Source organism: Candidatus Epulonipiscium viviparus (assembly GCF_000171335.1).
GTDB lineage: Bacteria > Bacillota > Clostridia > Lachnospirales > Cellulosilyticaceae > Epulonipiscioides > Epulonipiscioides viviparus.
In genome coordinates, this window is record NZ_ABEQ01000092.3 from 1 (window position 1) to 12,082 (window position 12,082).

The following is a 12,082-nucleotide window of genomic DNA, read 5'->3' on the forward strand; positions in this document are numbered from 1 at the left end:
TCAAAGTATAGGCCCAAAAGAAAGCGTTTTCATCTACGTAATATGCATCTGTGCCCGCAGCTGTTGCGCCGACAATCTCTCCAGCCGATCCAGCGGTATATCCTGCCAAAATTTTGTTAGATGTCAGATCTGTGTTAGCATCAAAATCTTCTTCTACTATATATACTTGAACTCCATGACCAGCACCCAATGCAGAAGTTAATGCAGTAGTTATGCTGTCTTTAACCTTTTTTGCTGCAGCTTTAGCGTCATCAGGAGCAGGGGTTGCAGYCGTAATCTTAGCTAGAGTGGTGTTGCGTATACTATCAATAGCATCAACRGCTTTCAACAACGATTYCTTCTCCACGGCTGTCCAATTAGCGTCCGTTACACTTGCTTCGAACGCATCTTCAAATATTATGGTATAGTATTTATCAACGTCCTCTTCGGAATTAGTACCCGTGCCATCCTTCTTAATCTCTACAACTTTGGACTCGATGTTATTTTCAGTTGCGATAGATCTAATTGCCGCTACAATTGCGTTGGTTTCAGGAGTCTTAGCATCAGTAATTCTCAACGCTACGTTAAATATGAATGTGCCATCTTCCTCGTTATACGCAGCAGATGGATCTTTCGTACCTACAATTGAAGGAGTTTTTGTTGCTGCAGATCCTTCGAATATGTTGGCGGCTGTAAATTCAGTAGTATCCGCCTCAAAATCCTCCGATACGATATATACTTCAACATCTGTATTGTTAATCAATTTTTCAATATGCGTACGAAGTTCTTTCACCGCTATTTTGGCATTGGCTTTCTTTCTAGCAGTTGCCTCTGCAGTTTTGTCGTTTAACAGAGCTCCATTAATCTTGAAGTCATCTTTAATTCCGTATACCTTCGCGGCTGCCTCCAATGCGTTTGCTTTCTTCGCCATATTCCACTTATACTCCGCAGCTGCAATCTCAAATTCAAAGTCTTCTATTTCTACAGCATCTGGCTCATGAGCCATTGTTCCAGATCCAGGTTTGGCGACTTCTAACTCCAACGTAACTGTTGCACTACCTTCTCCGATTTCTCCGGCAGCTTCATCCATATCTCCATCTATCGCGTCTGTTGCGTCTGTTACTTCTACAGTAACCTTAATTTTCGTCTCAACGGTAGCAGGATTTTTGTCTCCAGATGCTGGTACAGCCGGTACAGTCATGTTGATATAGGCTTTTTCAATTACTTCCTCTACCATTGTTTGAAGATGAGCTTTGAGATCAGCATAGCCACCAGTCTTGTCAACTGTAATATTAGCTGCAACTACAGGAAGCGTTTCGCCGAGCATCGCTTCTACAGCGACCTGAGCTTGCTCCAATATCGTACCTGCCCATTTCACTTTTTCTGTAACCTGTCCTTTAAATGTATCGTAGGCCTTATTTAGTGTGTGTAATATACTATCCTCGTCATTATCAACTGTGGATCCATTTAAAGATCCAGCGGTTAGTGTTGCGGCATCTCCTGGAGTTCCCTCTAGATCATCCATTGCGTCCTGAGCCACTTCGAGTTCCTCTTTCATAGCCTCAATATCGTCATCGAGCGCATATGATGTACCGATTTTCAATTCATATATCTCTCCATCTGCAGTTAAATCTGTCGTATCACTAACTTCTGATACTAAACTCACGTATTTTGTCAGGACAGCTATTCTACTGCTTAATACTCTCTTTGCTAACTCTAACGCATCTTCTGTACCCACGCCGCCAATAGCTTCGTCATCTGCAGCTAGGACTGTGCCATCTGGAAGTTTATTGCTCAATACATTAGTAAATTGTCTAATTGCTGCCTCAAGATCTATTATTGCTTTTTCATAGGACTCCACGATTCCCGCAACTGTATACGGTTTTATATACGCGGCGTTCGCTGCCTTATACACATTCGYAATAAATTCTACCGGCGCTATCGACTCCTCTTCGCCAGCTACAATAAAGCCATCCAATTTTTCTGGGGTAACCCACTTCACGCCGTCTGYAATGTCGGTGCCTTGCGCTTTGCTGGTCCATGTTTTTGTCATTGGTGCGACTTCTTCTAATAATACTTTTAACTTCACTCGTGCTTTCACAGCATCAGAATAAGCATGATCAACACTTAATTTTCCATCTTGAAGTGCCGCAGACGCGTTTTTCACAACATTGCCTAGCGATGTTACTAGCCCTTTCAGTGCCACAATAGTRGTCTTTCCGGTTCCTTGCACTCCGGTCACCGAATGCGTTGCAGTCTTGGTGTTGAATATCGCATTTTCGGCTGCAGTAATTTGCGYGCGCAAAGCGTTCACCATAGTTGCCGGTAACCACTTAGAATCGTTTGGCACGTCGTTTCCATTCGCACTTACAAATACTAGAGAATTTCTGTCAGCTCCAAATAGTAAATCCGTAGCTTTGGTAATCAAAATTTCTAATTGTTCAACCTCGGCCACAAGCTCATCATTTTTACCAGATTGATTTTCAGTTTTCATTGCTACACGATTGAATGCTTCTGTCGCATTCTCGAGTACTTTATACGCAGAATCTAAACTCGCTATTGTTGCAATCGGATTTCGCAACGCCGTATTTGCTTTTACAATCGATCCTTTAAATGCGTTAAGCGTTATTGCAGGAACCCAGTGATAGAATGGACTCACATCTCCTCCGTCTCCCGAGATGCTCAACTCTACCTTAGAGTACAAGTTCAACGGGCCACTTATAAATTCTGTATTTGCAGATTTCCAGATAGATGTTCCGTTATAATCATGTCCGATTACACTACATGCCTGAATGATAGCATTTTTAAGATTTTCTGCTGCCGTGCCATATACAATAGAATCCATTGTCTGGTACGCAACTTTCTTGGCATTAGCAAACTCTTCGGAAGATCTACCTAACGCGGTCATTGCCAGATTTAGAATTTGTTGCGATGGTTCTTCGGTGATCATAAACTTGTTTAACGCGATTTGAGCACTGTTTACAGCAAGAGCATATTTGGCAACATCTGCACTGGTTACCCAATTTTTGCCAATCGGTACATCGACGCCATTTTTCTTTCCTGTTACATATGCAGAATCCTCAGTGTACTCGCTATTAGATTCGTACCTATTTTTTGTTACACCATCAGCATTAGTATAAGTAGTAGTTGGCGGCGTTACACCATCAATATACGCAAGTTCGTTAATAGCTGTATACGCATCGACGATGGCCTTGCGCAACTCGGCGGTCTCGATTCCATCTGTACCGCGAAGAGCTTTCGGAATAATATTTTCTTTCACGTCACCCTTTATGTCTCGACCATAAAATTCTTCGAAGGCGTTTTGTATAGGTGACAAAGCAAGTATTGCCTGATTCAGCGTCGCGCGTTTTTTTGGAGTATTTGGATTAGCGTAATTATCTAAAAACGTCTGAGCTTTGTCAGCTGCGCTTATCAATTTACTTTGCTCAATCTTTGAAGTCCACAACGTAGTAGTCGCGACATCTGCGCCATACTTAGCACTGATAACTAGATCCTCAACTGCTGGAGTTATGATAGAGCTCGAAGTTAACTTATACTCAAAGTTGCCGTCATTCACATATGACAAATACTTTCTGATTGTTGCAGTTACGCTGGCAAACAGTTCTTTACTACCAAACTGCGCGTTCTTCTCGAATGTTGCACTAGTGATTTGTAATTTTATCAAAGCGGCATCCAGAGTTGCGGCTGTTGCTTTTGGCAAATTATATGCCTCCACAGCAGTTGCGATCGCATCCACCATTACATCTCTCACTTTCGACGATGTCCAGCGAGTTCCTCCATCCGGAATTAGGTTTCCATCGGTATCGTCTCCAGGTATATCTGTACCATAAACATCGCTCACTGCAATAGTTTCTACATCTTCCGCAGCTCCCGTGTGCGCCTTATTTGTATACTTAAGTTTGTTGGAATCTTCAACATAAGCATCTTGCCCAACCATTTTGGCAGCTATGTTAATTGCAGTCAGTAGCGGAGTCTTTGCCGCCTTTATCGCATCAATATCGGCTTGCGATAACAATCCCTGTTTAGGAATAAACGATTTTGCAACTGCAGAAAGAGAAGATGCCGCTTTTGATACATTCAAATTGTTATCGGTTTGATCTAACATTTTTTTGGCCGCAGTAATTTCTTCGTTCATCTTCTCCAACACACTTGCAGGTACCCAATAGCGAGTAGTCATTACATCGGCACCAGCAGCCCAGCTTGGCAATACTTCTCCGCCGTTATATAATTTCTTCTCTTCTGCCGCCACATAAGCATTGTATAATTTAGTTTTTGGCATATTGTGAACGTCTATCGGTTGTATGTGATCATCCACCTCTAATACAAGCAACGCCAATTTCGCTATATCTGCATCTACGGTCGATGCTGTTGCCTTCGCTAGTGCTGCTTTTAGGGCATCAGCATACTCTTTATCCAAATATTGGTTATTTTTAACGATAGGATCTGTAGAAGCAGGTTTATTAGCAAACGCTGTTAGCTCGTCCTCGGATATTACTGTGACGGTGTCGACATCGCCAATTGCTTTTAGCTCTTCATATGTGAGTACGTCTGTTCCGCCAGTTACATCACTTATATGTGCATCTGCATCGGCAACTGCATCGCCGCCAACTTTTTGATCATTACCGTATAGAATTTCATTTGCTTTATCGGTCCAATGAGTTTTATCGGTGGCAGCAGTAGTTCCCTTTTCTATTTTGGTTGGTACAAACGCCTTTACTGCATCCGCTAAACCTGTACTATTGTATTGCGTCTCGAAGTATTTAGGATCTTCTAAGTAGCCACTAAGCGATTTCTTTTCTGTAGCAACGGCGTTGTTTACGATTTCTTGTGCCGCGATCATTGCCTCTTTTAGAGTTTTGAACATATCCGGAGTTACCCAGTAGTCGTTTACCGCTAATGCAGTGTCAGTTTTTTTGCCATCTTCACCACACACGTATACACCGTCTGTAGAAAGTTTAACTGTATCGCCTAGCTCGATTTTGGTAGTATCAATTTTTTTATTATCAGTAGAGTCAATAATACCTGTTTTAAATGCAACCTCCGCGGTAAGGTCAGACTCGGTACTACCATCTGCTTTTTTGAAATCAAATGTAGCCTCGTTTAATTTACCATTACCATCTGTTAATTTGCCTTGAACTTCTTTATAAGCATCTTCATATTCTGTAACTTTATGAGCTTTCGTACCTTCCTCATACGCCTTCGCCGCTGCACGGAGATCTGCAATTTCATTCTCGAAGTACTTGTTATCTTTATTGTATTCAGCCAAGTGATGCTCTTTAGTTTTCTTATCCTTGTCGGTACCATTTAAGAATTCGAGAATTTCTTCGTACTCTTCGATTAATTTATCGGCTAACTTTTTATGAACGAATTTATCTGGAGGAGTCGTATCAGCTACGCCTTTATCGGTATAGCCATATAATTTCTTGGTAACAGAGTTGATCAATTCGTTATCATCATCGGATACGTATACACCCACTGGGAAGTAACTTACTACTTTCTTATCATCGCCTGTACCTTCTTCGAATGCACATAATTTCGCTGCGATTTTCGTTGTAGGATCAGTTGGAGTAGTTGGAGCAGTTAGATCACCAGTTTTAATGTATCCCAAACTTGTGTTTGTAGTAGGATCAGAAGCTGATTTGGTGTATGGATTTCCAATTTCTGCCACAAAATCATCATACGCTTTTGTCGCAGACTCCACATTGGTTGGAGCTGACTTCGCCGCATTGAATACCGCCGTTGCTTCTGCCAGCGCCGCCGTTGCTTGGGTGAAATAGTCGTCGTCAGAAGATTTGAAGGCATTCGTCATTTTCGCAAGTACACCAGAGTCCCATTCTACTTCGGTGTATGTTTTAGTAGAGTTGACTTCTCCTTTTGCGGCGTTTCCGCTTCCACCAGTTTCAGTAAGTGTAGGTTGAGTATCTGAAATAACTTCTTCAGCGGCCACGATAGCGTCGTTGTAATCTTTAATCTGTTCGGTTGTTACCCACCACTTATTGGAATTGTTGGCAGAGTCGGAAGATGTAAATGGTTTAGCCTCGCTCCATGTATGATTCGATTCTGTATACTCCTTATAGGTGTACCCACCGTCATCAGATACAAATATAGCACCACCTGCGATATAAACAGTATCTCCATCTACTTTAATTAGCGCTCTACCAGATGTATCGCCAGTACCCGTCGCAGCTGTACTCAATGCATCTCTATTAGTCTTATAAGACATCACCGGCTTCATTTCGGATTCAAATTTAGCGAGGGCATCAGTGATCGCATTGATATCCTTTTGAAGTTTATCTCCAGTAGCGTAGTCGTCGATATAGCCTGCGAGTATATTTTTTAGCGTTGCATCGGTATGCAACGTAGCGAACTTAGCTTTGTATGCTACAAAATTTATCAACGGAGTAGCGGCTTCGATTAACGCATCCAGCTGATCTGGTGTCACATATTGCTTCACTGTATCAGCGATGAGTGTTTTCTGCTCAGTAGTTACGTTACTGTCGCCCCCCCACTCATATCCATCCGTTGTATCAGATCCGTTGTTAAACGCTTCTTTAGTAATATTGAAAATTCCGTCATCAGATAAAGCTGGTACGGTATCACTTGCGGTCACCATCGTTCTTGCTTTCGTGATTTTAAGTTTTCCGTTAGTTGTATCTATGTCAAAGGTTGGTAGAGCAACGTACTTGTTAAGAGTTGTTAACGCTTTTTCAGCAAGTGCGATTACGCTAGTCTCAGCTGTTCCCGCGAAGGCTTCTTTTTGACCCTTCTGTGCCGCATCATCATATGCTTTGAGCGCCGTTTTAATCTTGGTTATAACACCATTTATCTTTTCGGCAGTAGCAGTTGTAGTATCTGCATTTACTACAGTCTTAGCTGCGTCTTCCTTATTTGCGTCTTCCGCTGGTGCTGTATTTACAGAAATTGTAAATAAATCCCAGCCCTCTTTAATAGCGTTGGCGAGATTGGTTTGAACAGTCGCGCCAGTTCCGTTAGCCGGTATCCAATAGCTCGCGTCTGGTATATCAACCCCATGATACGCTGAAATATCGTAGAATTTATCTCTAACAACTTCCGTATAGCCCACTATCTCGCCTGCAACCGGAATAAATTCAGTTGGTTTAGTTACATCTGTTGAAGCCGCATTACCAGCATCAACTGCTGTTTTCTTGAGACCGGCTGGCACATTCCACGTCGGAATCTTTTTAAATACTTCCTTACTACTTCCAGTGCTCTCTTCTATCCCCCCTGCTCCAAGATGGATAAGATACTTCTGTAGCTCCAAGGTAGCCGCTGCTTTAGCTTCGTCCTTCACTTCTGCAAATTTAACTGGCACATCTGATGCGAATTCAGCAAGTGCCTTGATAGCGTTATTAAGCTTACCTGAACTACCATCTTTAATTTCTGTTGTATATGCCGGGCCGTTTAAAATTGTACCCTCTTCATTGAGTCCATCATATTTTTGGTATGTTTCAACTTTTGATTCCAAGTCTTTCAGCTTATCAGATGCTGTCTTTTTCAAAATATATTTTGTCGGTGATGCGCCTCCTATACTCAAAGCAGTATCAGGTGTCCATGTAGAGCCCGCCGCTGGTTCATTATTCAGAATCGCTGGTGCAACAAAATATGTCGCATCGTCGCTGAAGCCTTCTCTAGGATTTGTAAATGCGGTAGAACCTGCTAATTTAATTCCAGTAGCCTCTGCTTTTGTGCAAGCTGTTTGACTATTAGTATCACCTTTTACGTAGATATATACTTGTGGCGTGTTAACTGTTGAAACCGAGCTTGGTACCTCTGTCTTTGTTAAATCGCAACCTAAAAGAGCCTTAGCGATCAAAATCTCTAGAGTCGCATTGTCAACGACATACTTACCAGGTCTAGCAGCAGCAATATAATTTGCATACGCAGTCGTGAGGTTAGCTGCAGCTGTAGAGAGATCTCCAAGAGTAGTATATTTCTCATCCGCCGCCTTTAGAGTATCCTTATCATACTTTTCTTCGTCAGATGTTTTCGCTACATCTGTGTCCTTTTCTAAATCCGGCGCACCATCTTCACCCTTTTCAGGATCTAGCAATGTTGCCATCGAAGTGTTTCCATGTTCTACTTCATCCTCAAATACCTCTTCAAGCGTAGTAGGAGTTCCAGATGAGCCAGTAGTTGTAGAATAAGCATCAGCATAGGCACTTTGAACAGCCGTCTCCGCATCTTCGAGGGCTTTCACAAGAGCGTCATGTATAGTATCGGTAACCCAATATTTATCGGTAGCAATATCATTTCCATTATTACTTATTGCAATTGGAACTAATGAAGTGGAATCATGTTTTAATTCAGCTGGTTTAATTGGATCAGTTCCAGTAGTTTTAGTAGCTTTAGTTCTAGCTGCAGAAAAATCGAGATGCGCATCAACGAAGTGAATATTCTTCTTTAAGTCATCGATCGCAGTTTTGTAAGCCGAACCAGTACCTTTAGAAGGTGTAAGTTTCTTAACAGCATCTAAAGCAGTGGAAAGTTCAACCACTAGTTCAGCAACATGATCTTTAGCACCCTCTCCAGAGAATTTGTTGGTTTCAAGTATATTTTTAAGTGCAACAAAAGCGACGTCGTCCGCCTGTATGTATAAGTCGTCACTAGTTCCACTTCCATCACCTTTAAATTCCAGTCCATCAGTAGTCGATGTATGTAATTGAACTAACCACAAAGCTTCACGTATTAGTTCATCTAGTTTATATGCGGGGTCATCTTTTTCTATCATTAGTGGATTGTCATTGTTAGTCACATCAGTTGGTAAATCATGTATATACCCATAGATAGTGTCAGCGTCCGTCACCGCAGTTCCTTGAGAAGTTAGCGCACCAACATTAGCTACCAGATCCTTCGAAGCATCTGCAAAAGTACTAACAGGTCCCATGGCAATAGCACCTGCGATAGTTAAAGCCATTTGTTTTCGATATTTATCAATTAAAGCCATTAATTCATCTCCTTTTAAGTAAGCCTACTCCGCAGAGTAAGATATGTATAAAAAAAAGTAGCAATAATCCTTTTCTGAAAAGAATTTGATTTTGAAATAAACTATTTCAAGAAACTTTTCTTCAAAATTATATATCGGACGAAATGCATTATACTTAAATAGTAATCGATAAAATTTTGCTCAAAAAAATAAAATTTTGCTCAAAAAAACATAAACGGCCAAAACCATTTGTAGATCCATGTTTTTTGCTCGCATATAAACCAGATTTTTTAGTACGAGGGCAGCAAGATTTGTAGCAACAACATGTGTGGTAGCGAAACATGTTGTAACAGCTGGTCGTGTAGTAGCAGTTAGGACGGCGACATTTGCAATTTTTGCGATTATACCTCTTGCCGCTTATGCCATCTATAAAACCAGAAACTGCGTCATGAAAACTAGCAATGGTGTCATGAAAACTAGCAACGGCGTCATGAAAACCAGAAACTGCGTCATCAAAACAGGCAATGGTGTCATGAAAACTAGCAACGGCGTCATGAAAGCTAGCATCGGCGTCATGAAAGCCAGCATCGGCGTCTTGAAAACCAGCAATGGTGTCATGAAAGCTAGCAACGGCGTCATGAAAACCAGCAATGGCGTCATGAAAACTAGCAACGGCGTCATGAAAGCTAGCAATGGTGTCATGAAAGCCAGAAACGGCGTCACGAAAACTAGCAACGGCGTCTTGAAAGCCAGAAACGGCGTCATGAAAGCCAGCAACGGCGTCATGAAAGCTAGCAATGGTGTCATGAAAGCCAGCATCGGTGTCATGAAAGCCAGCAACGGCCTCATCAAAACAGGCATCGGCGTCTTGAAAGCTAGCAACTGCGTCATGAAAGCCAGCAACGGTGTCATGAAAACCAGCCGGCGTCATGAAAGCCAGCAACGGCGTTATGAAAGCCAGCATCGGCGTCTTGAAAACTAGCAACTGCGTCATGAAAGCCAGCAATGGTGTCATAAAAACCAGAAACGGCGTCACGAAAACCAGCAACGGCGTCATGAAAACCGGCAATGGTGTCATAAAAACTAGCAATGGCGTCACGAAAACCAGCATCGGCGTCATGAAAGCCAGCAATGGTGTCATAAAAACTAGCAATGGTGTCATGAAAGCCAGCAACGGCGTCACGAAAACTAGCATCGGCCTCATCAAAACCAGAAACTGCGTCATCAAAACAGGCATCGGCGTCTTGAAAGCCAGCAACGGCGTCATGAAAGCTAGCATCGGCGTCACGAAAACTAGCAATGGCGTCATGAAAGCCAGCATCGGCGTTATGAAAGCTAGCAACGGCGTCATGAAAGCCAGCAACGGCGTCATGAAAACTAGCATCGGCGTCATGAAAACTAGCAATGGTGTCATGAAACCCAGCAATGGTGTCATGAAACCCAGCAATGGTGTCATAAAAACAGGCAACGGCGTCTTGAAAGCCAGCAATGGTGTCATAAAAACTAGCAATGGTGTCTTGAAAGCCAGCAATGGTGTCATAAAAACCAGAAACGGCGTCATGAAAGCCAGCAATGGTGTCATGAAAGCTAGCAACGGCGTCATGAAAGCCAGCAACGGCGTCTTGAAAGCTAGCAACGGCGTCATGAAAGCCAGCAACGGTGTCATGAAAACTAGCAACGGCGTCATGAAAGCTAGCATCGGCGTCATGAAAGCCAGCAACGGCGTCATGAAAGCTAGCAATGGTGTCATAAAAACTAGCAACGGCGTCATGAAAACTAGCAACGGCGTCATGAAAGCCAGCAATGGTGTCATAAAAACTAGCAACGGCGTCATGAAAGCTAGCAACGGCGTCATGAAAGCTAGCAATGGTGTCATGAAACCCAGCAACGGCGTCATGAAAGCCAGCAACGGCGTCATGAAAACCAGCATCGACCTCATCAAAACCAGAAACTGCGTCATGAACGCCAGCAACAGCGTCATGAAAACCAGCAACGGCGTCATGAAAGCCAGCAACGGCGTCATCAAAACAGGCAATGGTGTCATAAAAACTAGCAACGGCGTCATATTAAATAGAAGAAAAGGATTAAATGGAAGAAAAAGGCAGATGTTATGAGTAGCATATATAACAAATCTGAAACGGAGATAGGTCTCGAATTTGCTTTACGCGAAAACGAACAACGGCCTCATCAAAACCAGAAACTGCGTCATGAAAGCCAGCAACGGCGTCATGAAAACCAGAAACTGCGTCATCAAAACAGGCAACTGCGTCATGAAAGCTAGCATCGGCGTCATGAAATCCAGCAACGGCGTCATGAAAGCTAGCAACGGCATCATGAAAACCAGAAACTGCGTCATCAAAACAGGCAACGGCGTCATGAAGATTCACAACTACATAATACAATCGCTGAAAAAGTCATCGCGATTATTGTATACGCCAATTATCCGCGTTTGAAGAAATTCATTATCGCATTAGCAAAGCTTCGTTTTGACTTATTCATTGCCGGTACTTTTGCACTTTGTTACATAAATTGAGTAGTAAATGGTGTTTCAAATATCACAGTGTAGAATCCGTTCGTGTGATCTTCTCCACCAGCAAGACCGTCAGTCTCTACTTCTTCTATAAGCGAGGCGGTGGACACTGCTAGTGGCTCAATTTCTGCCATGACGCATCATACGGAATTCTCAACGCTATATTATAGACCAAAGTATAGAACCAAACGACAGCGTTTTCATCTACGTGATATGCATCTGTGCCCGCAGCTGTTGCGCCGACAATCTCTCCAGCCGATCCAGCGGTATATCCTGCCAAAATTTTGTTAGATGTCAGATCTGTGTTAGCATCAAAATCTTCTTCTACTATATATACTTGAACTCCATGACCAGCACCACCCAATGCAGAAGTTAATGCAGTAGTTATGCTGTCTTTAACCTTTTTTGCTGCAGCTTTAGCGTCAGCAGGAGCAAGGGTTGCAGTCGTAATCTTAGCTAGAGTGGTGTTGCGTATACTATCAATAGCATCAACGGCTTTCAACAACGATTCCTTCTCCACGGCTGTCCAATTAGCGTCCGTTACACTTGCTTCGAACGCATCTTCAAATATTATGGTATAGTAATCATCACCGGCATCTTCGGAATTA

6 protein-coding genes are annotated in these 12,082 nt (G+C 42.6%); 3 read left to right on the forward strand and 3 right to left on the reverse strand.

What is annotated here, in order from left to right:
* Window positions 1-8,965 (reverse strand): hypothetical protein (locus EPU_RS12445; protein ID WP_010169354.1); only part of this gene is annotated, 8,965 nt, incomplete at its 3' end.
* A 307-nt stretch (window positions 8,966-9,272) separates the two neighbouring features.
* Here EPU_RS12445 and EPU_RS13775 point away from each other — a divergent pair.
* From EPU_RS13775 to EPU_RS13780, 3 genes are read left to right on the forward strand one after another with little or no spacing between them, the layout of a single operon-like run.
* A complete protein-coding gene (locus tag EPU_RS13775) occupies window positions 9,273-9,926 on the forward strand; it encodes a hypothetical protein (RefSeq protein WP_198006426.1) in 654 nt (217 codons plus the stop codon).
* A complete protein-coding gene (locus EPU_RS10905) occupies window positions 9,874-11,058 on the forward strand; it encodes a hypothetical protein (RefSeq protein ID WP_010169358.1) in 1,185 nt (394 codons plus the stop codon). Before EPU_RS13775 ends, EPU_RS10905 begins: the two co-directional genes overlap by 53 nt.
* Window positions 11,059-11,100: 42 nt before the next feature.
* On the forward strand, window positions 11,101-11,397 hold the full coding sequence (locus EPU_RS13780; RefSeq protein ID WP_156778447.1) for a hypothetical protein: 297 nt from the start codon (window positions 11,101-11,103) through the stop codon (window positions 11,395-11,397).
* A gap of 67 nt (window positions 11,398-11,464) precedes the next feature.
* On the opposite strand, the gene EPU_RS13785 is transcribed toward EPU_RS13780, so the two are convergent.
* Together EPU_RS13785 and EPU_RS14045 are read right to left on the reverse strand one after the other, a co-directional pair.
* A complete protein-coding gene (locus EPU_RS13785; protein WP_010169362.1) occupies window positions 11,465-11,608 on the reverse strand; it encodes a hypothetical protein in 144 nt (47 codons plus the stop codon).
* Window positions 11,587-12,082 (reverse strand): hypothetical protein (locus EPU_RS14045; RefSeq protein WP_010169364.1); only part of this gene is annotated, 496 nt, incomplete at its 5' end. The genes EPU_RS14045 and EPU_RS13785, both read right to left, overlap by 22 nt.